23 protein-coding genes are annotated in these 23966 nt (G+C 58.9%); 15 read left to right on the forward strand and 8 right to left on the reverse strand.

What is annotated here, in order from left to right; genetic code table 11:
* Positions 1-7 precede the first annotated feature (7 nt).
* Positions 8-1213: an efflux RND transporter periplasmic adaptor subunit gene (locus tag SLH47_RS16765; protein WP_320240941.1), complete on the reverse strand. Its 1206-nt coding sequence runs from the start codon at positions 1211-1213 to the stop codon at positions 8-10.
* Positions 1214-1387: 174 nt separating this feature from the next.
* Here SLH47_RS16765 and SLH47_RS16770 point away from each other — a divergent pair, with 174 nt between their 5' ends.
* A complete protein-coding gene (locus SLH47_RS16770) occupies positions 1388-2032 on the forward strand; it encodes a TetR/AcrR family transcriptional regulator (RefSeq protein ID WP_320240943.1) in 645 nt (214 codons plus the stop codon).
* A 51-nt stretch (positions 2033-2083) separates the two neighbouring features.
* On the opposite strand, the gene tdh is transcribed toward SLH47_RS16770, so the two are convergent.
* Both tdh and SLH47_RS16780 read right to left on the reverse strand, forming a co-directional pair.
* Positions 2084-3112 (reverse strand): L-threonine 3-dehydrogenase, encoded by a 1029-nt coding sequence (gene tdh / locus SLH47_RS16775; RefSeq protein WP_320240995.1) that lies wholly within the window; start codon positions 3110-3112, stop codon positions 2084-2086.
* Positions 3113-3123: 11 nt separating this feature from the next.
* Positions 3124-4311, reverse strand: coding sequence for a glycine C-acetyltransferase (locus SLH47_RS16780; RefSeq protein ID WP_320240945.1), 1188 nt, complete (start codon positions 4309-4311; stop codon positions 3124-3126).
* Positions 4312-4628: 317 nt separating this feature from the next.
* Here SLH47_RS16780 and SLH47_RS16785 point away from each other — a divergent pair, with 317 nt between their 5' ends.
* On the forward strand, positions 4629-4922 hold the full coding sequence (locus SLH47_RS16785; protein ID WP_320240947.1) for a zf-TFIIB domain-containing protein: 294 nt from the start codon (positions 4629-4631) through the stop codon (positions 4920-4922).
* 118 nt (positions 4923-5040) lie between these two features.
* Here the strand turns inward: SLH47_RS16785 and SLH47_RS16790 are convergent, their stop codons facing one another.
* Complete coding sequence (locus SLH47_RS16790) at positions 5041-5937, reverse strand: LysR family transcriptional regulator (RefSeq protein WP_320240949.1); 897 nt, start codon at positions 5935-5937, stop codon at positions 5041-5043.
* Between the two features lie 104 nt (positions 5938-6041).
* On the opposite strand from SLH47_RS16790, the gene SLH47_RS16795 reads away from it, so the two are divergent.
* The 4 genes from SLH47_RS16795 (at position 6042) to SLH47_RS16810 (ending at position 8894) form a co-directional block, all read left to right on the forward strand.
* On the forward strand, positions 6042-6692 hold the full coding sequence (locus tag SLH47_RS16795; RefSeq protein ID WP_320240950.1) for an FMN-dependent NADH-azoreductase: 651 nt from the start codon (positions 6042-6044) through the stop codon (positions 6690-6692).
* A complete protein-coding gene (locus SLH47_RS16800; RefSeq protein WP_320240952.1) occupies positions 6692-7345 on the forward strand; it encodes a glutathione S-transferase family protein in 654 nt (217 codons plus the stop codon). The genes SLH47_RS16795 and SLH47_RS16800 overlap by 1 nt, the downstream gene beginning before the upstream one ends.
* 30 nt (positions 7346-7375) lie before the next feature.
* Positions 7376-8056: a YceI family protein gene (locus tag SLH47_RS16805; RefSeq protein ID WP_320240954.1), complete on the forward strand. Its 681-nt coding sequence runs from the start codon at positions 7376-7378 to the stop codon at positions 8054-8056.
* A gap of 61 nt (positions 8057-8117) precedes the next feature.
* The gene (locus SLH47_RS16810; RefSeq protein WP_320240955.1) at positions 8118-8894 is read left to right on the forward strand and encodes an SDR family oxidoreductase; all 777 of its coding nucleotides are present in this window, start codon (positions 8118-8120) and stop codon (positions 8892-8894) included.
* A 32-nt stretch (positions 8895-8926) separates the two neighbouring features.
* On the opposite strand, the gene SLH47_RS16815 is transcribed toward SLH47_RS16810, so the two are convergent.
* Complete coding sequence (locus SLH47_RS16815) at positions 8927-9811, reverse strand: LysR family transcriptional regulator (protein WP_320240957.1); 885 nt, start codon at positions 9809-9811, stop codon at positions 8927-8929.
* Positions 9812-9946: 135 nt separating this feature from the next.
* Between SLH47_RS16815 and SLH47_RS16820 the strand changes: the two genes are divergently transcribed.
* Positions 9947-11275, forward strand: coding sequence for a hypothetical protein (locus tag SLH47_RS16820; protein WP_320240959.1), 1329 nt, complete (start codon positions 9947-9949; stop codon positions 11273-11275).
* 297 nt (positions 11276-11572) lie between these two features.
* Here the strand turns inward: SLH47_RS16820 and SLH47_RS16825 are convergent, their stop codons facing one another.
* The 3 genes from SLH47_RS16825 to SLH47_RS16835 are packed head-to-tail and all read right to left on the reverse strand — an operon-like array spanning position 11573 to position 16059.
* Entirely contained in the window at positions 11573-12508 is a 936-nt protein-coding gene (locus SLH47_RS16825; protein ID WP_320240960.1) for a DMT family transporter, read from the reverse strand.
* Positions 12505-14868, reverse strand: a complete 2364-nt coding sequence (locus tag SLH47_RS16830; protein ID WP_320240963.1) for a PIG-L family deacetylase — start codon at positions 14866-14868, stop codon at positions 12505-12507. Before SLH47_RS16830 ends, SLH47_RS16825 begins: the two co-directional genes overlap by 4 nt.
* Positions 14869-14880: 12 nt before the next feature.
* A complete protein-coding gene (locus tag SLH47_RS16835; protein ID WP_320240965.1) occupies positions 14881-16059 on the reverse strand; it encodes an ROK family transcriptional regulator in 1179 nt (392 codons plus the stop codon).
* A gap of 122 nt (positions 16060-16181) precedes the next feature.
* Between SLH47_RS16835 and SLH47_RS16840 the strand changes: the two genes are divergently transcribed.
* The 8 genes from SLH47_RS16840 to SLH47_RS16875 are packed head-to-tail and all read left to right on the forward strand — an operon-like array spanning position 16182 to position 23878.
* Complete coding sequence (locus tag SLH47_RS16840; protein ID WP_320240967.1) at positions 16182-17447, forward strand: extracellular solute-binding protein; 1266 nt, start codon at positions 16182-16184, stop codon at positions 17445-17447.
* 46 nt (positions 17448-17493) lie between these two features.
* Positions 17494-18381 carry a sugar ABC transporter permease gene (locus SLH47_RS16845; RefSeq protein WP_320240969.1) on the forward strand — a complete coding sequence of 296 codons (888 nt, stop codon included), beginning with the start codon at positions 17494-17496 and terminating at the stop codon, positions 18379-18381.
* Complete coding sequence (locus SLH47_RS16850) at positions 18381-19259, forward strand: carbohydrate ABC transporter permease (RefSeq protein ID WP_320240970.1); 879 nt, start codon at positions 18381-18383, stop codon at positions 19257-19259. The genes SLH47_RS16845 and SLH47_RS16850 overlap by 1 nt, the downstream gene beginning before the upstream one ends.
* A 5-nt stretch (positions 19260-19264) precedes the next feature.
* Positions 19265-19432 carry a hypothetical protein gene (locus SLH47_RS16855; RefSeq protein ID WP_320240971.1) on the forward strand — a complete coding sequence of 56 codons (168 nt, stop codon included), beginning with the start codon at positions 19265-19267 and terminating at the stop codon, positions 19430-19432.
* Positions 19429-20919, forward strand: a complete 1491-nt coding sequence (argH, locus tag SLH47_RS16860) for an argininosuccinate lyase (RefSeq protein WP_320240973.1) — start codon at positions 19429-19431, stop codon at positions 20917-20919. The genes SLH47_RS16855 and argH overlap by 4 nt, the downstream gene beginning before the upstream one ends.
* 3 nt (positions 20920-20922) lie before the next feature.
* Positions 20923-21978, forward strand: a complete 1056-nt coding sequence (locus tag SLH47_RS16865) for a sn-glycerol-3-phosphate ABC transporter ATP-binding protein UgpC (RefSeq protein ID WP_320240975.1) — start codon at positions 20923-20925, stop codon at positions 21976-21978.
* 2 nt (positions 21979-21980) lie between these two features.
* Positions 21981-22874: a carbohydrate kinase family protein gene (locus SLH47_RS16870; protein WP_320240977.1), complete on the forward strand. Its 894-nt coding sequence runs from the start codon at positions 21981-21983 to the stop codon at positions 22872-22874.
* Complete coding sequence (locus SLH47_RS16875) at positions 22871-23878, forward strand: SIS domain-containing protein (protein ID WP_320240978.1); 1008 nt, start codon at positions 22871-22873, stop codon at positions 23876-23878. The genes SLH47_RS16870 and SLH47_RS16875 overlap by 4 nt, the downstream gene beginning before the upstream one ends.
* The last annotated feature ends 88 nt before the right edge of the window (positions 23879-23966 follow it).

A 23966-nucleotide genomic window follows, 5' to 3' on the forward strand; every position in this document is an offset into this window, starting at 1 on the left:
GGGCCCCCTATTCAGCCACCAGTGACATGCGGTCGTCCTCGGCAATGTCGCGCAGCGCTTTGCCCGGCTGCGGTGCCGCCAAAGTCGTGAGGATCAGCCGGTCATTCTGCATCAGATCAAGGATTTCGACAAAGGATGTCTCACCATCCACATGGATAAGTGACGCAGGGTGGATCGCCAGAACACCGTCGCGCAACAACCAGATCGTATTGCTGTCCCGCAAGGCAGTGGAGGGGATCGCATAGGTGTTCGCGGGCTCAATGCCATCGATCGCCACCTGCGCAAATGCGTTGATCAAGGCAGGCGGCGCGCCAGAGGCCAAAGCCGCATCGCCCTCAATCCGCTCGCGCAGGGCCACTGTCGCGGTCAGCGTGCGCGTCTGCGGATCAAGTGATGGGTCAACGCGGACGATTTCAGCGCGCCAGCCTTCGTCGATACCGGCAAATGCGATTGTCACTGTCGCGGGCGCGGCGCGCCCTTCAAAAAGGCCGGGGATCAGCGCGGCGTCGCTCTCACGAATGGCAACGCTCACTTCCATCCGGTCGTCAGTGTAGATCTGTGCAATCGGGCTGCCACCGGCGACGACATTGCCGATCTCGGCCTCTTTGGTCTGCACACTCCCGTCAAATGGCGCGCGCACGATCTTGTTCTCAAGCGCGATTTCAGCCGATGCCAGTTGCGCGCGCTGTCCTTCGAGGTTTGCGCGCACCTCTTCCTGTTGTCCCAGCAGATCATCAACCGTTGCCTGTGATACGGCGTTCCGCTCGAGCAGGTTGCTGGCCCGCGTCAATTGGGTGTCGATCAGGTCCAGACGCGCCTCGGTCGCCGCGATTGCGGCCTTGGCCTGTGCGATCTGGGCACGCTCATTGCTAGCATCGATCTCAACCAGAATATCGCCTTCCTGAAAGCCGTTGCGATTGGTGATCGCAGGATGCAGCATGACGATCCGGCCACCTGTCGGTGCGGAAAGAGAGACTGTGCGGAAGGGCTCCACAAATCCCTCGCCCCGAATGGGCAAAGGTCGGTTCACGGGTTCAAACGCGGCAGTTTCGACCAGCGTCACAGGGCGCGCCGCTGGCTCGGCAGTCACGACTTCCCTGTTCTCACCCAGGTAGTTGAACCCGATGAACCCGCCGACCACAATCGCTGCGGCCGCGGCGATCCAAAACAGTTCGCGTATCGCTCTGGCAACGAAACCTATGACCTTGCGCATGGTGCATCCTTTAATTACTGACCCTTAGGTCATTAACAACTGACCATGTGGTCAGTAAAGCTCAAACTGTCATTGCTACGCATCGCTTCAAGGGATGGATGAGATTTTTTCAGTGACCATTGAAAAAGAAGACAGAAAACGGCAGCTTATGATGTGCATAAAAAATTGGCAGAAATGACAGACGCCCCCAAAACCAAACCCCGCCGCCGGAAAGAAGCGCGCCCCGCCGAGATCGTGGCAGCCGGCATCGCGGAATTCGCCACCTATGGCTTTGAACGCGCCCGTCTTGACCGGATCGCAAAGGCCGCAGGTATCTCAAAGGGGACGATCTACCTTTATTACCCATCGAAAGAGGCGCTTTTCCTTGCCGCCGTCGAAGAACACGTCATTGCGGTGATGGCCGAGCATGAAAGCGCGCTCGACCATTTTGAAGGCACGACAGGCGAGATACTGACCCAGCTTTTGCGTGGCATTTACCGCCGCTTTGTCGAAGGTCAGGCGCAGACACTGTTTCGCATTCTCATCACCGAAGGCAACCGCATTCCGGACGTCCTGACCAGCTATCACACCATGACGATCAAGCGCGGTGCGAGCCTTTTGCGCCGCATCCTTGAGCGCGGCATCAAACGCGGTGAGGTTGCGAACACCGCGATCCTTGAGAACCCGCAGGTGATGATCGCGCCAGCGATGTTCTTTGCGCTGCACAACATGATGTTCAGCCGGATCGAAACACTGGACTTCGACACCTATTTCGAGGCGCATGTCGAATTGATCCTGAACGGCGTGATCAGCCGACCCTGCCCTGATACCGCCACCTGATCAGCGTCTTATCTTGGCCAACTGAAGGCGCGCCCGTGGCAGGTGCGTTATTCAATCCCAGTTCAGCACAACCTTGCCCGATCGCCCGGATTTCATCGCGGCAAAGCCACTGGCAAAATCGTCAACATCCAGTTCATGCGTAATGACGCGACTGACATCGAGCCCGTTTTGCAGCATCGCGATCATCTTGTACCAGGTCTCGAACATCTCGCGGCCATAGACGCCCTTGATGGTGATGGCCTTGAAGACGATGCGTGACCAATCCACCGGTGATTTACCGGGCGGGATGCCCAAAAGCGCGATTTTGCCGCCCATCACGAGCGCCTCAACCATCTGGTCTAGCGCCTGTTGATTGCCAGACATCTCCAGCCCAACATCAAACCCTTCTTTCAGGCCAAGCGCGGCAATGACGTCGTTGAGGTCTTCCTCGGCAACATTGACCACACGGGCGGAAGGCACGACATGCTGGGCGAGCCTCAGGCGATCAGGGTTGATGTCGGTGATCACCACATTGCGGGCACCAGCATGCCGCGCAACGGCACCTGCCATAATACCAATCGGGCCCGCCCCGGTGATCAGAACATCCTCACCCAACAGATCAAAGCTGAGCGCCGTATGCACCGCGTTTCCCAGCGGGTCGAGAATGGCGCCGATCTCGTCTGGGATATCATCCGGCAAGGGCACGACGTTAAAGGCCGGCAGTTTCAGGTATTCGGCAAAAGCCCCCTGCTCGTTCACGCCAATCCCGCGCGTGCCGGGATCAAGGTGGAACTTTCCCGCGCGGCTTTGCCGGCTTTCCGTCCCGATCAGATGCCCCTCGCCCGAGCAGCGCTGACCAATGGACAGCCCTGTGACATCCTTGCCAATCTCAACGATTTCGCCCGCAAATTCATGACCGGTGATCATCGGCACAGGCACGGTATGCGCCGCCCATTCATCCCAGTTCCAGATATGGATATCCGTACCGCAGATGCCTGTTTTCTTCACACGGATCAGCACCTCATCCGGGCCGATTTCCGGTACGGGCGCCTGCACCATCCACAACCCTTCAGTCGGCTTGGATTTTTCCAGCGCTTTCATCGTGTTGGGTCTCACTTGATCACCCCCAGTTCCTTGCCCACCTTGCCAAAGGCATCCAAGGCGCGGTCTAGTTCCTCTTTGGTGAGTGCCGCGTTCATCTGCGTCCTGATCCGCGCCTGCCCGCGCGGCACGACCGGGAAGAAGAAGCCCGAGACATAGACACCATCCTCGAACAATCGGTTCGCCATGTCCTGCGCGAGCTTTGCATCCCCCAGCATCACCGGAATGATCGGATGTTCACCAGGCAAGAGTTCGAAGCCGAGCTTCGTTAGACCCGACCGCCAATAGCGCGCATTCTCGAAGAGTTGCGCCCGCAATGCGTCCCCCTCTTCCACCAGCCGGATCGCCTCTAGCCCCGCGGCGACGATGGCTGGGGGCAGCGAGTTGGAAAAAAGATACGGCCGCGCCCGTTGCCGCAAAAGGTCAATCACCGGCTGCGGCCCCGCAATGTAGCCCCCAATGCCACCTCCCATGGCCTTGCCGAGCGTCCCCGTCAGAATGTCCACATCAACGCCAAAATGATCCGGCGTACCGGCACCACGTGGCCCCATAAAGCCGGTGGCGTGGCAATCATCGACCATCACTACCGCGTCGTATTCCTTGGCCAAACGCGTGATTTCCGGCAAATTGGCCAGATAGCCATCCATTGAAAAGACACCGTCGGTCGCAATCATAACGTGGCGCGCACCTTCGTGTCGCGCGCGCTTCAGCATCTCCTCCAGATCGCCCATGTCGTTGTTGGCATAGCGATAACGTTTTGCCTTACAAAGCCGCACACCATCAATGATCGAGGCGTGGTTGAGGCTGTCCGAAACAATCGCATCCTCGGGCCCCAACAGCGGCTCGAAAAGCCCGCCATTGGCATCAAAACACGCGGCAAAAAGGATGGAATCGTCCTTGCCCAGAAATGCTGCGAGCCGTTGTTCCAATGCGCGGTGGATATCCTGGGTGCCGCAGATGAACCTGACGGAGGCCATACCAAAACCCTTGGGCGTCATCGCCGCTTGCGCCGCTTCGATCAGTGCCGGATGATTGGCCAAACCCAGATAGTTATTGGCGCAAAGGTTGATGACCTGCCGGCCACCCACCGTGATCTCACCGCCCTGCGGCGAGGTTATAAGACGCTCACGCTTGTAGAGTCCTTCATCCGCGATCTGTCCAAGTGTATCCGATATATGAGAGAGGAAAGCATCTGACATGATCAAACTCCGCGGTTTCATCGCAAATCTACCATAGCGGAACACACTCCGAAATAGCGGAATCTACAATAAGTGGAAAATCCGCCGGAGCGGCACCAAACCGCGCTGCTCAAAATGCCGTCGTTTGAGGGATTTGATCAGAAACAGCCGGGCTTAACATCGTTCGCATCGGTCCAAGATCCTTAGCCAACCGGGTGCTCCACATCCAGTCACAAGTCTGCGCACTCCCCGAACTGGCACCAGGCACACGCGCCATTGTAAAGCGATGACCTGATCCTCATATCATGCGTTGAACGAGCACAGAAAAAGGACAGACAATGCCGCTAATCAGCTCTCCCATTGATGGCTCTCCGATGCGCGAAATCGAGCGTTATGGTGTCAAGATAGATATCTGCCAAACGTCCGGCGGTATCTGGCTTGATAAAGGCGAGCTTGAAAAGATAATCATGATGATCCGCGAAGAAGCCCTTCACGATGGTGGCGGACAAGACACTTATGTTGATGATGGGTATGATGATAGGGACACCTATCGGGGCCAAGCTCCACGAAAGGGCAAAGGTCGCAAACGTGAAAGCGTGTTCGAGAACCTGATGGACATATTCGACTTCTAAATCGCTTTGAAGCCTGATCGCCGAACAATGCCCAGAATAGGAACAATGACCAGAATAGAAGGTGCTGGGACAAGCCGTCCAGACGTTCGAAGAGAGCATGGAAGCTCAGGTTAGTAACTCACTCAGCGCTACTCCTGATGTAATCAAGGAAACCACGCAACCGGGCAGGTATGTAGTGACGGCTTGAATAGGCCGTCCAGACGGCGGCGTCGAAATCTGTCGCACTGCCTTCGTAGTTTGGAAAAAGATCAATCAGCTTCCCCTTCTCAAGATCGTCAGCGATCGTCCAGTCAGCCAGCAATGCTATGCCCAAACCCTCCAGCGCGGCGCGTCGTATTGCCAACGCGTTCGAAATCGCCAGCGTCGGGCGTGGATGGACTTCGATCATCGTGCTGTCAGACTTCGTTCGGAACCGCCATGCAGGCCCGAAACGCGGCAGTGCAAAGAGGATAGCGTCGTGGAGTTTCAGGTCGGCGGGGTGTGCCGGTTGCCCCATTCGCCCCAGATAGCTTGGTGCGGCCACAGCGCGATAACGAACGTCAAACAGTTTTGATACGATAAAGGTCCCTTCAACACCTGGGCCCAACCGCAGGGCCACGTCGATGCCCTCTGCCGCAATGTCGATCTGTGCGTCGCTCAGGATCAGTTCGATCTGAACTCGCGGAAACTGCGCGCGGAAACTGGCCAGACGTGGCGTGAGCCAACGCTCACCAAACGCAACCGATGTCGTGACGCGCAAGAGCCCAGAAGGCTCAGTCACGGCGTCTCGGGCCGTATCAACGGCGTCGGCAAGTTCTTCCAGGATTGGCCCGATGCGATCGAGGTAGATACGCCCGGCCTCTGTCAATGCAAGTCGCCGTGTCGTGCGCTCAAAGAGTGTGAGACCCAATGCCTGTTCCAAGGCCGCCACGCGCCGTGAAACCGAGGACGGATCGACGCCTTCGTCTCGGGCCACGGCGGCGAAAGAGCCGCGGCGGGCGACATCCGAGAATGTCTGGAGCAGTGCAAGTTCCATGACGACCTTTCGTGCGTAGTGCGCACGAGAGAATGTCACATGAGCAGGTTTCCGGCAAGATGCGCGGCAGTCATGTTAAGATCAACCAGACAGGAGACCTCGCCATGACCCGCATTCTACGCATTGACAGTTCATCACGCCCTGCCGCGCCAGAAGGCTCTCTTTCAGAGGGTTCGTTTAGCCGCTCTATGGCCGACCGCATCACCGCGCAGCTTCTTGCACGCAGCCCAGACGCGCAAGTGTTGAAACGTGATCTGATTGCAGAACCGATTGCGCATATCGTCGACGACACGATCAAGGGGTACTACACCCCGCCGGAAGCGATGACGGATACGCTACGCCATGCGACCGCGCTGTCGGATGAACTGATTGCGGAGTTGCGTGAAGCAGACATCATCGTGCTTTCAGCGCCGATCTACAACTTCTCGCTGCCGTCAGCGCTCAAAGCATGGATCGACCAGATTGTTCGCATCGGCCACACCTTTTCTTATGAGGATGGACAGTTCGCAGGTCTTCTTGCGGATCGCCCAACCTACCTTGCGCTCAGCTACGGCGCGGAGGGCTACACGCCCGGCGGCCCCTTGGAAAGCTTCGACTTCCTACGGCCATACCTGACAGGCGTGCTGAATTTCATCGGGCTGACTTCGGTGGAAGTCTTTGCGGTCGAAGGGACGACTGCGCCGAACGCGACCGAACGCCTCAACACCGCACTGGCCGAGATCGACGCCCGCCTGCCCGTCACCCAGGTCGCATAATGTCGCCAGATCGTCCAACGCTTTACTGGATATCCGGAAGTCCACCGGCCTGGCGGGTGATGCTGGCCTTTGTGATCAAGGGCGTTGCATTTGACGCGCGGCGTCTCGACCACGGCGCTGGCGAAAACCGCGACCCGGCCTATCTGGCGCTCAATCCGAAGGGACAGGTGCCGACCATCGTTGCGGGAGACATCGTGCTCCGCGAGAGCCTTGCGATCATGGCCTGGCTTGACCGCGCATTCCCCGATCAGCCGATCTGGGGCCGTGACCATCGGGCCGCCGCGGCCATCTGGCAGGACGTGATGGTGATGGAGGGTGATCTGCGCCCTGCTGTGACGGCGGCTGCGCAGGGATTAATCCGGGGGCGGCCTGTGCCGACCGAGTCAGTGGATGTGCTCGAACGCGAAGCCGATCACCTGGATGCACGCCTTGCATCGACCGCCTTTCTTGGTGGTGAGCGCCCGATGGCGTCTGACATCTGGCTCTATCCCGCGCTGCGCTGGATCGGGCGGGGTGTCGCGCTCAGCTCAGACCCGCCTAAGACACTACGCGACCTCGTCAACGCCCGTCCTGCGCTGGCCGCATGGGACGCGCGCCTGACTGCAATTCCCGGCGTCGCCAGCACGCATCCGCCTCATTGGGAAGACAAATGAAGCCAACGCTTTCAAACAGGAGATCATACGATGATTAAAACAATAACCGCCGCGCTTGCCAGCGCTCTCGTTGCAAGTCCGCTTTTTGCCGAGCAGCGGGAATGGACGCTCGACCTCGGTCATGCCCATATTGGCTGGGAAATCGATCATATGGACCTCGCGCGTACCGTTGGCCGATTTGACGACTTCGAAGGCACCTTTCTGATTGATGAGGATGATCCCGCGAACTCCAGCATCACGGTGACCGTCGATGCTGCCTCGGTGAACTCCAACCATGTTGGGCGCGACAACCATATCCGCAATGCGGATTACCTTAACGTTCCGGAGTTTCCGACGGTGACGTTCACATCCGGCGAAATCACCATGACCTCAGAGACCGAAGGCATGATGGACGGAACACTGACGATGTTGGGTGTCACGGCACCCGTCACGCTCGACTTCACACTTGTCGCTGACCGCACTTATCCGGACTTCATCCCGAATTACGATGAAATCCGCACCGCGTCTTTTGAGGCAACGGGGAAGATCACCCGAACCGACTGGGGCATGGATTTCATTGCGTTTCCCGGTTCACCCACGGGGCTGGAGATTGACCTCGATATTCATGTGGACCTTGTCGACTGCGCGACCGTGCCTGCGGAAGCGCTGCCGACGAATGTGCCTTGCAACTGGGGCTACGCGGAAGGTTTCACCGGCCCGAATGAAGGCTGAATTAGGGGCGCCGGACCACAATCCGGCGCACGAAAGACAACAAAGAATTGGAGAAGGTCTCATGATCAAATCACCTGATCTCACCGGCAAGACGGCCGTTATCACTGGCGCCTCTCGCGGCATCGGAGAGGCAGCGGCCCGTCATCTCGCCAGCCTCGGCGCTCATGTGGTGCTCGCCGCGCGCTCTGCGGATGCAATCGACAGAATTGCGGCAGAAATCCGTGATGCGGGTGGGAAGGCGCATGCCGTGGCGACCGATGTTGCGGATAACGACGCCGTGGCGAAACTGATCGCCACGACCGTTGATGCAACCGGGCGGCTGGATTTGCTTGTGAATAATGCGGGACTGATCGACCCGATCTCTCGGATCATGGACAGTGACCCCACGGCGTGGGGCAATATCATCGACGTCAATGTCAAAGGTGTCTATCACGGCCTACGGCACGCGATGCCCGTCATGGCTGGGCAGGATAGCGGTGGCACCATCGTGAACATCTCCTCTGGCGCTGCAAATTCCGCGCTTGAAGGCTGGTCGCATTACTGCGCCTCCAAAGCCGCAGTGCAGCGCTTGACGGGTGCCGCGCATAAGGAAGCCCATGGGTTGGGCGTCCGCGTTTTGGGTCTAAGCCCCGGAACGGTTGCGACAGACATGCAGCGGCAAATCCGCGCCTCTGGCATCAACCCCGTCAGCCAGATTCCGTGGGAAAGCCATATCACGCCCGACTGGGTAGCAAAGGCGATCGCGTTCCTGACAACGCCCGACGCGGACAAGTGGCTTGGAACCGACTTCTCCTTGAAGGTTGAAGAAGGCCGGGCGGCGGTGGGCATGGCGTCATAGACTGACGTCCGAACAGCGCCGATTCTTTCTGGTCAATGCGCCGTTGCGGCGTCCGAGAGCAGCCTGGAGAGGTCCGTCAGCAGCGGGTCGTCCGCGTCGTTGCTTCGCGTAGCGATGGCGCATGCCAAGCTGAGCGGGTGCGCGTCGATTTTGGAAACGGCAGCTTTGGAGCGACCTTCCGTAACGATACCGTTTGGAAGCAGCGCGACGCCAACCCCTCCGGCGGCCATCACCTGCGCTGCGGCCCAGCTTCCCGCTTCGGCGACAATATGGGGCAGGCATCCGCACGCTTCGGCACGTGCAAAGAGGGTTGCTGTCAGACGGGGTGCCCGGTTATGCGGATGCCAGATCAGCGGGTTTGCAAGTACATCTTGCAGCGGCACGTCATCACGAAGCGCGAAAACTTTTGGATCGTAGACGGCCTCTAAAGGCTTTGGCTGAAGATCACATAGTGAAAGGTCGGCCCGATCCAGCGGCGGGTGCAATAACGCCAGGTCGATCTCGCGCCGCCCAAGCGCGCTTTCTGCCTCAACCGTGCCCATCTCTTGCACGAAGAGTTTCGTTTCGGGGTGAAGTGCGCGAAACGCGGCAAGGGCGCGCGGTATCTCCAACATGAATGCTGGGGTGAAAGACATGCGCAGCGTCCGGTTTCCACCCGCAACAAAATGCCTGGCCGCAAGTTTCGCCTGTCCAAGGCGATCGAGGGCCGCACGCGCCTCCATGCGGAAAGCATTTCCGAGTGGAGTCAGTGTGACGCTGCGCGTTGTGCGCGAAAAAAGCAGGCCACCCAACTCATCTTCCAACCGCTTGAGCTGTTCTGTCAGCACAGATGGCGTGACGTTGCAACGGGTGGCAGCACGGCGAAAGTGAAGCTCATCCGCGAGCGCGAGGAACAGTTGCAGGCGCCGGTATTCCAAAACAATCTCTCCTATTATTTGTCTGTAACGAACAATAAGCCAAAACTTCCAAATTCAGAAACGTTAAGAATGACCCACATGAAGCCCTGTCGGCGGTCGAGAAGCACCGCCCGTCATTCAATCAACGGAGGCGTCATGCCAATTCTCTCTTTCCATCCCCAGATTCGCGCAAACTTGGCAGCAGGCGGTGCTATTCTGCTCGTCGGAGGGCCAGTTGTCGCAGATGGCCATCTCGCATCTGAAACGGCTTTGCCCGGCATTGAAGGTCGTGCGCTCGTGTCAATTCATGACGGCGATATGGTCGCATCTGCTTACGTTAACGGTCAATTAGGCATCCCCGAAACGCCAGATGCACTGACCGTGCTGTCGCTTGCGGACATGTCTGTCGCGCAAATCGAGGTCTCAAACTCAGTCGCGGGCGCGCCCACCGCTGTTGCCGTTACGCCGGACGGGCGCTTTGCTGTCGTTTCCGAGAGTTTCGGACCGCGTGCCGACGGCGGTACATCTTTCGGAGATCTCACCCCGGGCGGCTCATTGACCTTGGTAGATATTTCTGACCTCGCTGCGCCAATGATCGTTGGTGAGGTCGAAGTCGGTTCGCGCCCCGACGGGCTGTCGATCAGCCCGGATGGCAGCATGGTCGCCGTGGCTTTACACCAATCCGATGGGCGCGGGATCGCCTTCGTCCCGCTGTCAGGTGGCACCCTAGGCGAGGTCAGCCATGCCAGCCTGCCTGCAATGGACCCGTCCCAACGCGTGAGCCATGTCGAGTGGCACCCAAGCGAGAGTATCGTGGCGATCCATATGGTGGATCAGGCCGTCATCCACTTTGCCCGCGTCACCCGCGAAGGCGATGCCGTGACGCTGGAGCAATATGGCAACTCCGTTCTGACGTCCAAATATCCGTTCATGGGCCGCTTTTCTCCAGACGGAGCCCTTTATCTGACGTCGAACCTGTACTGGGGCCCGGATATCACCGGCATCTGGACCGAAGCGCCAGAGGGCGACGTGACAACCATCCGTCTGGGACAGGCGAGCGGCGACGAAGCACCGCGACACGTCATCGTGGATCGGGCAATGACCGCCCGCTCTCCCGAAGGCATCGCGATCTCGCCCGATGGTGAATGGGCTGTGACCACCAATCTGGAGGTGTCTTATGCACCTGCGGATGATCCAAGACATACGCCCTATTCATCCCTGACATTGATCGATCTCGACCCCGAAACGGGTATGATGGAAACCGTCGGCACATACGCCTATGACGGTATCCTCCCCGAAGCCGCTGCCTTTGATGCGTCGGGCCGTTACGTCATGGTCGTGAATTATGACCAGTTGGAAGGTGGGTCCGAGGGCGGTTCGATAGACTTTTGGCGACTGGTAGACGGTGATCGTCCGAAATTGGTAAAAACGCGAACGAGTATTTCCGTCCCGCACGGACCACATTCGACCGTGCTTGTGAACTGATAGATCGAACCGAAAACAAGACCGGCGTGCCCGCAATGCGCGGCGGTCCTCTTTGGTGCGATGATTGCTCAAAAATGCATGCAATGCATGAACGAGCTGGCGTAGCCAAGGAACAGGGGTCAGTTGACGGGAGTTGGCACGAGAGCGACGGCCCACAGCAGCTCTTTCCACTACCCGCTTTTGCTGCAGTGCCGTCCGCCACTCCCGACCTTCGCCGCCAGCGTAAAACCAAGAGTTCTCCGCGCAGATGTATGGTAGATCATGTGTAAAAAAACTTTTGGGGCAGGCTCATAGGCCTTACCGTGTATCAGTGGCCTTCCGGTCTCGCGCAGTCAAAGCATCGGGGCGTTCTCCATGCCCGTGCCGGTTTTGTGCGGCGGGTTCCGGGTGAAGCACTACCCAAATGGCTGCTGCAACGACAAGGACTGCTCCGCCAACAAAGCCCGGGCTCGGGATCTCCTGAAAGACCAGAATTCCGACGAAAACGGACAAGACGAGGCTCAAATATCCGAGAACGGACAAGAAACCGGCCTCACCGAAAAAATGTGCGCGCAGAAAGCAAAGTTGAGCGCCTTGGGCGAAGGCGCCGATCGCAAGAAGCGGCAAGAGATGGTCGGGATCGATCTGGACCCATGCAATAATTGCAAAAGGCGCGGAGCAGAGCGCAAGGCCTGCGGTGTAGAAAGTCATCAGAACAATTGATGGTGCATCGCGCAGGCTGCGTAGCGCTATGATGGCCGCAGATCCGGTGAAGACGACAAGCAGCAAGGCGGCGAGCCCCATGGTCCAGGGCACGTCCCGCGGGTTTGCAGCAAGGAGTACGCCCAGAAACGCGATTCCGGCCGCAATCCAACGCCGGCGTCCAATCGTCTCGCCCAAAATCAGGGCAGCCATGACCATCGTTACGATCGGACGGGTGAAATTGATCGCGGTAAAGAGCGCCAGCGGCACCCTGGAAATTGCGAAAAAGCTGGCCGTCAAAGTGACGACCGACAGGCCGACGCGAAGAAGATGCAGGCGCAGGTGTTCAATGCGCCGAAACTCTACCCGCCAGATCCATATGAGAGGAAAAATGAAGACCAGACCAACAACTGCGCGGATAAAAACGACCTGCGTTGCGGGGTAATCTGCGTTGAGCCATTTCACGATTGAGAGCGCCCAAATGTTCAAGGACATATCAGCGATCAGCCACGCGCCACCCTTTAGGTTGTTGCGTGGTGCTTCATCGGTCATTGTCGGGCAGCGATGAAATTGGCCATGAGCCGGAAGGCGCCAGGGACAAGGTTTTCCATCTGGTGATGGAGGATCAGCGAGGTGTGGATGTGCCGCCCCTTTCCGATGTCAGCGACAAGGAGCGCGCCTGTCAGGGGGTCCTCCCCCGGATCCGACATCGACAGGAGCGGTGTATAGGCCGGGTCCCAGCTCTTAGCGAAGTAGAGGCCACGCTCTTTCACCCAACCATCCCAGTCGGTGGCGCCGATGAGATTTGGCGAAGACAGAGTGGAGTGATCATTCAGTTGCGTAACCGTCGCAGCTTCATCCGTGACGCGCCACCTCAGTGAGGGTTGACCGATCTCTAGCCGTTTGGGCGGCACGGTGTCGGGGTCCCAGTTGTCCCAAGGCCTATGGTAGAGTGTGACGAGCGTGCCGCCGGCTTCGGTCCAGCGGTGTAGGGCGGGAACCGCATCGGTGAGCCCAGGACGGAACCGCATCGCGAATATGCCGATGACGATAGCGTCATATGTGGCAAGCGTTGCTTCGCTGGCCAGATCGTCGTCGGAGAGCGATGTCACATCCGCGCCCATTGCGCCGAGCCATTCACCAACCCGGTCATTGCCCGCGCCGACATAGCCGACCCTGCCTTCCGGCAACGCCACATCGAAGACGCCAATGGTCACCTCGGCGCGCTGCGTGCTGGCTGTCTGCGCAACATGGTCATATTCGATCAGGCGGACGGTCTCGGCTGGCTTGCCGTTGACGCGCGCTTCGACGCGGTACAACCCCGCCTCAACGTCGGCCGGCGCGGTTATGGCGAATCCTGCCGCGTTTCGCTCGGCGCTCCATCCCGAAGGAAGCGCCAGATCGATGGTCGCGTCTGCTGGTGAGAGGTCTGAGACTGCGAGCATGATGGTGCGGTTCGGCGCGTTGATGTTCAGGATGCTGGCTGACGGGGTTAGCGACACGCGTTCGCGCGGAATGACAACAAGCTCATTCTCACATGCGACCGGGACCGTGATCTTGGTGCCGTGATGCGCAATGGTGACATCCAGGTGCGGGGCAGCCGGAGCAATTGGATCGTAGAACGTGCGATACGGATTGCTGACTGGCGTCTCAGAACCAAGGACGACCTCGTCACCTGTCGACGTCCAGCCCTCTGGAAGGTTGAGAGTCGTTTCGACCGTGCTTGCTGTGCCGGGATCAATCTCGGTTGTCAGTTTCACCTCACTCCCAGCCTCAACAAAAGCCGTGCTGGTGCGCGCCCGCGCCTCAACGCCCAGTGCAAGGCGGATGACTTGCGCCAATTGGATAAGCTTAGCATCTAATCGGTGACTGATCTCGTGCGAAAGCGCGACGGGGCAAGCTGCATGTGCTGCCCGTACATGGGTGACCGCTTCGGCAGCATTGTCCGCTACTCGGGCAAAATGAGGGAAACTATCAACAGCGGCATCTATCGCCGATTGTGCGCTTTGGAGCGCGTCGGCGATGGGCTCGGCCCCCGGAAGTGCGGCCAGATCGCCAACGGTGCGCGGCATCCCGGTCCAGACGGCTTCGTCGGGACCATCCACATGGCTTTCCGCCAAATGCAACGGCCAGTCCTGACCCGGCCCGGCAGATTTCCAACGGCCCATCCCTTGTGTTCGGTGATAGGCGCGCGATTGCTCACCAATGCGGTTCCAGTTCCACCCTGTCATGGGTTCGCGATCTTTCCCGGGGATCGTCATCGTCGCAGGGGGTGGCGGAAGGTCGTCGTCATAGGCCTGCCCCGCCCCTGACCAGGCAGGCAGATATAGCTTTTTGACCTGCCAGATTGGCAAGTTCGTGGAGAATGCAGGGTCGGCAGCCGCAGCCATCACGGCATGGGCCGCCTCAGTCATGGCACGGTGATGGCCGTGCTGACCCGGTACGTCGAGGAAGGTAGGACAGATGATGTCCGGCTTCTCGGTCCGGACGATCTCGACAAACCGCAGCATCGTGCGTTCGCGACCCCATCGGCCCAGTGTTTCCTGGCCGCTTTTTGAGAAGCCAAAGTCGGTGATCGTGTCGTCAGGATGTGTCGAATGCCAATACATCCGCATGCCGAGGATATCACACGCCCGCTCCATCTCGCGCGTGCGTAACGCGCCAAGGTCGCGGCCAGCCTCGGTGCCGATATCGTTCTGACCGCCTTCACCGCGCGTCGAGCAGGCGTATGAGATATTGATGCCGTCCCGGAACGCGAGAGCAGCAAGCATGCCCGATATCTCATCATCGGGGTGCGCGCCGGTCTGCATGAAGCGCACGACCGAGGTCAGCGGACGGAGCGCCCACCAGAGCTCCATCAGCCGAGGCCGGGCACGATCGTGCGCAATGAGGGTCTGGTCGGGGGTCGGCATGAGCGGTGTCCTCTATCGGGCGACGGCAGCGATGCGCGGGGTGAATGCGCGGTTGATGACCAATGCGCCAGCGCCAAGCGTGCCCGTCATGCGGCCCGAAGCGCCGCGCAGAAGGCGGTCGGTTGTGCGCCCGGGCCGGTTCGAGACCGAGCGTTCGGCCAGCGTGACCGAACTGATCAGATGATCAAAGATCGCGTCCGGCATTGCACCGCCGAGGATCACAGCTTCGGGGTCAAACATGTTCTCAATGATCGTAATTGCGTGGGAGAGTGGCTCGGCGGCGGCGGCGTCTAGCCACGTCATCAAAGCTGCGTTGCGTGCGGCATAGGCTTCGGCCAGCCCATCGCTGCTCCTGATGTCGAAACCCGCATTTGCGAGGTGCTTTTGCACCGCCAAGCGGCTGAGCGCCGCCTCAAGTGGGACGGCCCTACCCTTCGAAGTTACAGGAATGTGGCCGATCTCACCGGCGTTGCCAAACGCGCCCCTGACCAGACGACCGTCTTGAATGAGGCCAAGGCCGAGGCCGTTGCCGAAGTACAGACACGCGAAGGTGTCAAGCCCGCGAGCCGCGCCAGCAACCAGTTCGGCCACGGCGGCGGCGTTGGCGTCATTTTCAACAACGACAGGGGTGTTCAGCGCCTCGGTGAACCAGTCGGTGGGAGAGACCTCGTGGAAAATCGAAAGCTCCGACCCTGTGCCACTCAAGCCTGTTCGTCCGAATGGGCCGGGCATAACAATACCCACCCCAAGAACCTTGGATGCGGGGAGGTCGGCCTCTTCTATTATGGCCGATTTGGCTGCGACCACGGCCTCGGTTACGCCGTTCAGGTCGTGGACCGCTAACGTCCGGCGAAGCGAGGCGACGGGCTTGCCGCAGAGATCGAGAACGGTTGCGAAGATCGCGTCCGGGCGAATTTCGATGCCGACGGCGTATCCGCCAACTGGATTTAATCCATATTGGACAGGGGGTTGGCCGCGCGTTGTCGCCTTGCGGCCCTGCTCGGAAATCAGCCCATCAGACAAAAGATCCGAGATAATATTCGACACGGCCTGCGTCGAAAGCCCCGACCCACGCGCAATCTCGGCCCGCCCGATCTGTCCTGCCTGCCGGACGCGATCCAGTACCATCTGTCGGTTGTGGCTGCGCGCACGCTCGGCATTTGCACCAACGGTTTCGGTCGTGATGGACATGATTGGCAATTAACTCAACTTACTTGATGATTCAACACCGCTGGGCTAGCGTTGGGGTATTCGCGGCTAGTTCCCGCGTCAGACTGGCGTCAGGCCAGCACCAAAAACCAGGGAGTCCCGACATGAAATTCACTAGTTTGAAGGCGATGGCATTTGCGACGGCAACCAGTGCGTTGGCGCTTGTGTCATCAGCGGCCAATGCCGAGGTTGAGATTGAATACTGGCAGTATTTCTTTGATGCCCGCGTGGAAGCGATGGAACAGCTGATCGAAAACTTCGAAGCTGAGAATCCGGACATAACGGTCACAATGACCCATTTCCCCTACGCCGATTATCGCACAAAGGTTGCTGCGGCGATCCCGGCAGGCGAAGGCCCGGACGTCGTGCAGCTCTTTTACGGTTGGCTGAATGATTACAAGGCTGCGAGCCTGATCCAGCCGCTCCCGGCGGATGCGTTCCCCGCAGACCAGATCGACTCGGATTTCTTCCCTATGGTCTCGGCCATGCGCGAGGGTGACAATTACTGGGCGCTACCCACTGCCGTGCGCTCGCTCGCGCTTTTCTACAATACGCGTCTTTTTGAAGAAGCCGGGATCGATGGCCCGCCAGAGACGTTGGACGAAATGCTTGAGATCGGTGCGCAACTGACCGAGAGGGATGGCGCCGGCAATATCACGCAGGCGGGCCTCACCATGGGCATGACCGCGCAGGATCACCATTGGTTCCGTGAAGGTTTGGTCCGCCAGTTCGGCGGTGAGCCTTATCTGGATGATTATCGGACGGTGAACTACAATACACCCGAAGGCATCGAGGCCATGGAATTCTACGTTGGCCTTGGCGAAGAAGGCGGGATTGGCGCCATCGGGTTCATGGAAGAACCCCAAGCGGCGTTCAAAGCTGGCCGTGCCGGTATGCATATTGACGGCTCTTTCAGGATCGGGTCGCTGAACAACACGCGGGGTCTTGAATGGGGCGTGACGGAACTGCCAGCAACAGCGGACGGCATGCGGTCAAACTATTCGTCCTACTGGGTCAATGCGATCACGACAAAAGCTGAAGGTGAGAAATACGAAGCGGCAGTGAAGTTCATGCAATACATTACATCGGATGAGGCCATGCAGATTTGGCTCGATGTGGTGGGTGAGCTTCCGGCAAAGCCTTCGGTTGGTTTAACCGAAGCCAATGCAAGCAACGAAACCTTCGGTCCGTTCATCCGTGGTTTGGAATATGCCAATACCACGAAGTTCGTGAACGAAAGTGCCCAGCGCCAGTTTCTGATCGACGCGGTTGAGCGGGTAAAGCTTGAAGGCATGTCGGTGGCCGATTCAGTCGCCATTGCCGCAGAGGCCGAGCAGGAACTGCTCGACGATTTCTACGCGTCCAACTGATAGATCGGGGCGCGGACATCCGCGCCCCTTCTCCTTGGCAGGACTGATGTACCGTAACCTTACCATTCGACAAAAGCAGATTGTCTGGGCATGGGCATTCCTTGCGGTGCCCGTGATCTTCTATGTTGTGATCCGGTTCTATCCGACCGCCAATGCGATGGTGATCTCGTTTCAGGACTGGAACCTTCTGGGCAGCCGGGAATGGGCCGGTTGGGAGAATTACATCAAACTCTGGAATGATCCGGACTTCTGGCAGGTCTTCCGAAATACATTCGTCTACCTGATCCTTGGCACGCCGATCAGCCTCGTGATTTCGTTCCTTATCGCCTACCATCTCGACAAGACGCGCTTCATGCATGGCTTTATCCGGATGCTCTATTTCCTGCCGTTTATGACAAGCGCGGTGGCCATGGCCTGGGTCTGGCGGTGGTTCTATCAGCCGGTGCCCACCGGGCTCTTCAACAACTTCCTGGCGCAGTTCGGCATTCCGCAGATCGAGTTCCTGCGCTCCACGACGAATGCACTCCCTTCAATTCTGGCGCCTGCCGTATGGGCCGGTCTTGGTTTCCAGATCATTATCTTCATGGCCGGGTTACGTGCTATTCCGCAAAGTTACTATGAGGCTGCGCGCATCGACGGGGTGTCAAAAACGGCAACACTTTTCGAGATCACGATCCCCCTTCTGAAACCGACGATCGTCTTTCTGGTGGTCTTCTCGTCCATCGGATTTCTGAGGATTTTCGATCAAGTCTTCAACATGACGACCAATGATCCTGGTGGACCGCTTAACTCAACCAAACCGCTGGTCCTTGCCATCTATCAGAGCGCGTTCACGGATTTTGACATGGGGTACGCTGCGGCGCAGACGGTTGTGCTGTTCCTGATCCTGCTCCTCGTGTCGCTCTTCCAGCTGTGGCTGATGAAGGATCGCTGATGGCCGCTGTCGACGATATCCGCGCTTCCTCGGAAACACTTGTCGCCGCGCGGACGATCCGCACGAAGGGCAATTGGGGCCAGTTCATCCGCTGGCTCATTCTCTTCCTTGGCGGCATCGCGATGGTCATGCCAATCGTCTATATGCTGTCGACCTCGATGAAGTGGCCGCATGAAATCTATGACGTCACGCTCATCCCAAACGAGCCGCATTTTGAGAACTACGCATATGTCCTGGAGGACGGGCGCTTTTACGGCTGGTTCCTCAATTCGCTCATCATTGCCATCATCACGACCGTTTCGGCAGTGCTGTTTGACAGCCTGATCGGGTACACGCTCTGCAAGTTCCGCTTCCCGGGTCGCTATATCGTTTTCATCGCAATCCTCTCGACCTTGATGATCCCGACAGAGATGCTGGTGATCCCTTGGTATCTGATGAGCCAGCAGTTCGGGTGGCTCGATACCTACTGGGGCATCATGTTTCCGGGGCTCATGACAGCCTTCGGTACGTTCCTGATGAAGCAATTCTTCGAAACCGTGCCCGATGATTTCATCGAAGCCGCCCGGATCGACGGGCTGAATGAACTTCAAATCTGGTGGACCGTGGCGATGCCGCTCGTGAAGCCCGCGTTGGCAGCACTGGCCATCTTCGTCTTCCTGGGTAACTGGACCGCCTTCATCTGGCCACTGATCGTGACCAACAGTTGGGAGATGTACACCCTCCCGGTTGGCCTTTCGACCTTTGCCGATGAAGCCGATGTGCAATGGGAGCTGGTGATGACCGGAGCTGCGATCTCGACCATCCCAACGCTGATCGTCTTCCTGATCTTCCAGCGTTTTATTATCCGAGGTGTCGTGATGGCGGGCCTCAAAGGATGACTTCTATGGTTGAGATTTCTGCCCTTGATCACGGTCACCTTTACGTGGCGGACCATGATCTGGCGTTCGCCTACTGTTCTCAGGACCCCGATGGAAACCATCTGGAACTGACGACCTATGACCATGAGCCCGTCCGGATGTGGCTGAAATGCAACGGGCGGAACCACGCATGACCGACAAATCCGTATTTCCCGATCCGGTATACCGCGACACGGTCCTGGCACCACTCTTCGAAGGGGTGAAGGCGAACTATGCAGCAGGTATGGCGTCGATCAATCGTGCGCATCTGGTGATGCTGGCTGAGACAGGCATTTTGCCCGCGAAGGACGCAAGAGTGCTGGCCAAGACACTCGCCGCCATCGAGGCCGATGCCGATATCGAGGCGCTGACCTATACCGGAGAACACGAAGACTACTTCTTCCTTGTTGAAGCTGAGCTTCGCGCGCGGTTAGGCGATCTTGGGGGTTCGCTCCACACCGCGCGATCCCGCAACGACATGGACCACACGCTCTTCAAACTGGCCCTGCGTCAGCGCGTTGCCACTTTGATTGACGAACTGCATGCCCTTGCCGACGCGCTCATCCAAAAGGCGCGCAAGGAAGCGGATACGCTCATCGTGGCGTACACCCACGGCCAACCCGCACAGCCGACGACCTTCGGACACTACTTGGGCGCAATCATCGAAGTCATCCTCCGCGACGCTCGGCGGCTGGACGCTGAGGCGAATGGCCTTGAACATTGCCCAATGGGGGCCGCGGCCATTACGACCTCTGGCTTCCCGATTGATCGTCAGCGCGTCGCTGACCTGCTCGGCTTCGAAGAACCGCTCCTGAATTCTTACGGCTGCATCGCGTCAGTCGACTACGTCACCGGCCTTTATTCATCGATCAAGCTGATTTTCATCCATCTTGGCCGTCTGATCCAGGACCTGCAATTCTGGTCTGCCTTCGAAGTTGGCCAGATCCACGTCCCGAACAGCCTCGTCCAGATCAGCTCGATCATGCCGCAGAAGCGCAACCCAGTACCCATCGAGCATCTGCGCCACATGGCATCGGTTACCGTGGGGCGTTGTGACATGATTGTCGGTACAATGCACAACACCCCATTTACGGACATGAATGACAGCGAAGGCGAGGTACAGCAGGCGGGTTACGCCGCCTTTGAGAGCGGCAGTCGCGTGCTCCGACTTCTGACCACGTTCCTGCCAGCCTGCCGGATCAACGCGGAACGCGTCTCCCGCACCACGGATGCCGCCTGCATCACGATTACGGAACTTGCGGACACGCTGGTGCGTGATGAAGGCTTGAGCTTTCGGCAGGCCCACGAAATCGCGGCCACCGTGGCCAAGGCAGTGATCAAAGAAGAAGTGCCGCTTGGCTCTGACGCTGGCTACAGCGCCTTTCAAGCCGCCTTCGCAGGCGCCACCGGGCGCCCGCCGACAATGGATGAGGCCGCATTCAAGACAACCGTCGCCGCCGAGACTTTCGTAGCGCGGCGTGACCGACCCGGAGGGCCAGCCAAGGCGGCACTTCTTCCGGCACTCGACGGTTATGCAGCGACGCTCGCCGACCTTGCCGCCCGGCAAAACGCGCGCAAAACCCGGCATGCGACGGCAGAGAAGAAACTGAACGCGGCCTTCGCGGACGTGATGGGGACCTAAAAGATGTCGAACCTCAAGCTCAGCCAATTGGTCAAGACCTACGGCCAGACCGAGGTGCTCCACAGGATCGACCTCGATATTCAGGATGGCGAATTCGTCGTCCTCGTCGGTCCATCGGGCTGCGGCAAATCCACGACGCTCCGCCTGATTGCGGGGCTTGAAGAGGTGACCGGCGGCTCCATCGAGATTGGCGGCAAAGTGGTCAACAACCTCGAGCCCAAGGAACGCGACATTGCGATGGTGTTCCAGAACTACGCAATCTATCCGCATATGACGGTGCGCAAGAACATCGGCTTCGGGCTGCGTTCCTCAAAGCTGCCCCGCGCAGAGAAGGAAAAGCGCATCGATGAGATCGCCGAGATCCTTGGCATGACAGACCTTCTTGCCCGGAAACCCGGCCAGTTGTCGGGCGGCCAGCGGCAGCGCGTCGCCATTGGCCGCGCGATGGTCCGCGACCCGGCAGTCTTCCTCTTTGATGAACCTCTCTCCAACCTCGACGCACAGCTTCGCACTCAGATGCGACTGGAGATAAAAAAGCTCCACCAGCGCGTCGGCGCAACCATCGTTTTTGTCACCCATGACCAGGTCGAGGCGATGACCATGGCGGACCGGATCGTCATCATGAAAGACGGCTACATCCAGCAGATTGGCACCCCCTCAGAGGTCTATCACGCGCCTGCCAACACCTTCGTTGCAGGCTTTATCGGGTCGCCGGCGATGAACATGATCCCGGCGACCGTATCGGGTGGCGCCATTCAGATTGATGGCGGGTCGCGGATGGAACTTGGCGCGCAGATCAGCGACCACCGCAAAGTCATGCTTGGGATCCGCCCGGAGGACCTCGCGCCCGTCGACGGCCCGGCGCTCATCACCGGATCAGTCAATGTCCGTGAACCGCTCGGACACGAGACGCTGATCCATGTCGGCACGTCCCATGGCGACATTATCGCGAAGGCCGATGGCCGCACGCCGCCGGAACTTGGCAATACCGTCAATCTCGGTGCAGAGGCGCAAAACATACATATCTTTGATCCCGATAGCGGGGCGGCGCTTCGGTGAGTATGAACCAGGACAACCCACCGGTATTGTCGGTCGGTCGCCTGTATTGCGATCTGATCTTTACCGGGCTGCCCAGGATGCCAACACTCGGCACGGAAGTGTTCACCGATGGGGTTGGTGCCCATGCCGGCGGCGGGGCCTTCATCACGGCTGCACATCTGGCACAACTCGGGCACAGGTCGTCACTGGCTGCGATGCTGCCGGCGTCGCCCTTTGGCGAACTGATGCGACCTGATCTAACCGCGTCCCAGGTTGATCTGTCGCTATGCGCTCCACTACCAGCCAGCGAAGGCCCCCAGATCACCGTGGCCATGGCCAAGGGCGAGGATCGGTCCTTTCTCACCCGCCGGGCTGGTGACGCCTTCCCAAGAATACGCGCCGACGATATCGGCAAATACCGCTTTCAGCACATCCATATCGGCGAAATCACCAGCCTGATCGCCGATCCGGAGATACTGCAAGTGGCCCGGTCAGTTGGCGCGACTGTTTCAGCTGATTGTGGTTGGGACGACAACTTTACAGCCGACGCGCTTCGGCCATTCGTCGGCATGCTTGATGTGTTTCTTCCCAACGAGGCGGAAATGAAGGTCCTCCAAGGCTCTGGCCTGAGCGATCGGATGGGCGCCATCACAGTCGTCAAACGTGGTGCCGCTGGCGCGACATTGCTCTCGTCAAACGAAACGCTAACTGCACCGGCCCGCAGAGTAGATGTCAAAGACACAACCGGCGCCGGAGACGCTTTCAACGCGGGCTTCTTGTCACGATGGCTGAATGGCGCTTCTCTCCAAACCTGTCTTGAGGCGGGCAATCAACGCGGCGCCCTCGCGGTCGCGACGCGGGGCGGCTTTTCTGCGGTGTCCACGCCGGTCTCCGAGTTGGATATCGCCCGAGAATGACCCAAAGCGCCACGACCCGGATGGCCCGGGAAATCAATGAGATGCCCGAGGCGGCCCGACGCCTCACCACACCCGAAGCCAGATCAAAAAGCCAAGCAATCGCCGCCGCACTCCGCGAACTCGACCCCAACACGGTCGTCACCGTCGCGCGTGGTTCGTCCGATCACGCAGCCAACTATCTGAGCTATGCGATCCAGTCGGTTCTGGGCCTTCCAGTTGCCTCAATCGGCCCCTCAATCCATTCGGTTTACGGCAAAGAGCTTAAGATGAAGGGGCTTGCCGCACTTGCCATCAGTCAATCTGGCGGGAGCGAGGATATCGCGGCGCTTTGCCAGTCGCTGGCAAAAAACGGCGGACATGTCGTCGCCCTGACAAATACGCCGAGGAGCCCGCTGGCGTTGGCCGCACAAGACGTGATCGACATTCTTGCAGGGCCTGAACACGCTGTTGCTGCGACGAAGAGCTTTTTCAACTCCATTGTTGCTGGCCTGTGGCTGATTGCTGATTGGGCCGACGATCATGACCTTGCCGCAGCACTTTGCCGGCTTCCCGATTGCATGAAGGAAGACATCGAAATGCCTGCTCTGGACGAGGTGCTGGAGGCACTGCGCGAAACCTATCAAACAACGATCATCGCGCGGGGCGCGGCGCTGGGTCTGGCGCATGAATTCGCTTTGAAGCTGGTAGAAACATGCGCCATCCATGCAGCGTCTTACAGTGGCGCCGAGGTCTTGCATGGGCCGAGCGCCGTGCTTCGTGACGGCTATCCAGTCATCGCCTTGTCCACACCGGATGGAAAAGGCATGGAACAGGCCTTGGAACGGCTACCGATTCAGGGCGCGCGAGTCATAACTCTAGCGCCACCTCTCGCAACTGGTCACTGGCTCGTTGACCCGCTTTTGAGCGTCCAGCCATTCTATCGTCTCGCAGAAAGGCTTTCAGTGCAGCGTGGCCTTGATCCGGACAATCCTCCCCATCTGCGCAAGGTGACCAAAACTCTCTAAGCGAATGGTTGTAGTTCAATTGGCCTAGGGTGAGGACCCATTGATTTCCTTGGGACGGCGTGATTCACGGTCCGAAAAACGAGCGGTG

It is taken from the genome of Cognatiyoonia sp. IB215182 (assembly GCF_033963905.1).
GTDB lineage: Bacteria > Pseudomonadota > Alphaproteobacteria > Rhodobacterales > Rhodobacteraceae > Yoonia.

Excerpts from the sequence above, each read along its gene's own strand:
- SLH47_RS16765 (WP_320240941.1), bottom strand. The coding sequence starts at position 1,213 with ATGCGCAAGGTCATAGGTTTCGTTGCCAGAGCGATACGCGAACTGTTT.
- SLH47_RS16770 (WP_320240943.1), top strand. The coding sequence starts at position 1,388 with ATGACAGACGCCCCCAAAACCAAACCCCGCCGCCGGAAAGAAGCGCGC.
- tdh (WP_320240995.1), bottom strand. The coding sequence starts at position 3,112 with ATGAAAGCGCTGGAAAAATCCAAGCCGACTGAAGGGTTGTGGATGGTG.
- SLH47_RS16780 (WP_320240945.1), bottom strand. The coding sequence starts at position 4,311 with ATGTCAGATGCTTTCCTCTCTCATATATCGGATACACTTGGACAGATC.
- SLH47_RS16785 (WP_320240947.1), top strand. The coding sequence starts at position 4,629 with ATGCCGCTAATCAGCTCTCCCATTGATGGCTCTCCGATGCGCGAAATC.
- SLH47_RS16790 (WP_320240949.1), bottom strand. The coding sequence starts at position 5,937 with ATGGAACTTGCACTGCTCCAGACATTCTCGGATGTCGCCCGCCGCGGC.
- SLH47_RS16795 (WP_320240950.1), top strand. The coding sequence starts at position 6,042 with ATGACCCGCATTCTACGCATTGACAGTTCATCACGCCCTGCCGCGCCA.
- SLH47_RS16800 (WP_320240952.1), top strand. The coding sequence starts at position 6,692 with ATGTCGCCAGATCGTCCAACGCTTTACTGGATATCCGGAAGTCCACCG.
- SLH47_RS16805 (WP_320240954.1), top strand. The coding sequence starts at position 7,376 with ATGATTAAAACAATAACCGCCGCGCTTGCCAGCGCTCTCGTTGCAAGT.
- SLH47_RS16810 (WP_320240955.1), top strand. The coding sequence starts at position 8,118 with ATGATCAAATCACCTGATCTCACCGGCAAGACGGCCGTTATCACTGGC.
- SLH47_RS16820 (WP_320240959.1), top strand. The coding sequence starts at position 9,947 with ATGCCAATTCTCTCTTTCCATCCCCAGATTCGCGCAAACTTGGCAGCA.
- SLH47_RS16825 (WP_320240960.1), bottom strand. The coding sequence starts at position 12,508 with ATGACCGATGAAGCACCACGCAACAACCTAAAGGGTGGCGCGTGGCTG.
- SLH47_RS16830 (WP_320240963.1), bottom strand. The coding sequence starts at position 14,868 with ATGCCGACCCCCGACCAGACCCTCATTGCGCACGATCGTGCCCGGCCT.
- SLH47_RS16835 (WP_320240965.1), bottom strand. The coding sequence starts at position 16,059 with ATGTCCATCACGACCGAAACCGTTGGTGCAAATGCCGAGCGTGCGCGC.
- SLH47_RS16840 (WP_320240967.1), top strand. The coding sequence starts at position 16,182 with ATGAAATTCACTAGTTTGAAGGCGATGGCATTTGCGACGGCAACCAGT.
- SLH47_RS16845 (WP_320240969.1), top strand. The coding sequence starts at position 17,494 with ATGTACCGTAACCTTACCATTCGACAAAAGCAGATTGTCTGGGCATGG.
- SLH47_RS16850 (WP_320240970.1), top strand. The coding sequence starts at position 18,381 with ATGGCCGCTGTCGACGATATCCGCGCTTCCTCGGAAACACTTGTCGCC.
- SLH47_RS16855 (WP_320240971.1), top strand. The coding sequence starts at position 19,265 with ATGGTTGAGATTTCTGCCCTTGATCACGGTCACCTTTACGTGGCGGAC.
- argH (WP_320240973.1), top strand. The coding sequence starts at position 19,429 with ATGACCGACAAATCCGTATTTCCCGATCCGGTATACCGCGACACGGTC.
- SLH47_RS16865 (WP_320240975.1), top strand. The coding sequence starts at position 20,923 with ATGTCGAACCTCAAGCTCAGCCAATTGGTCAAGACCTACGGCCAGACC.
- SLH47_RS16870 (WP_320240977.1), top strand. The coding sequence starts at position 21,981 with ATGAACCAGGACAACCCACCGGTATTGTCGGTCGGTCGCCTGTATTGC.
- SLH47_RS16875 (WP_320240978.1), top strand. The coding sequence starts at position 22,871 with ATGACCCAAAGCGCCACGACCCGGATGGCCCGGGAAATCAATGAGATG.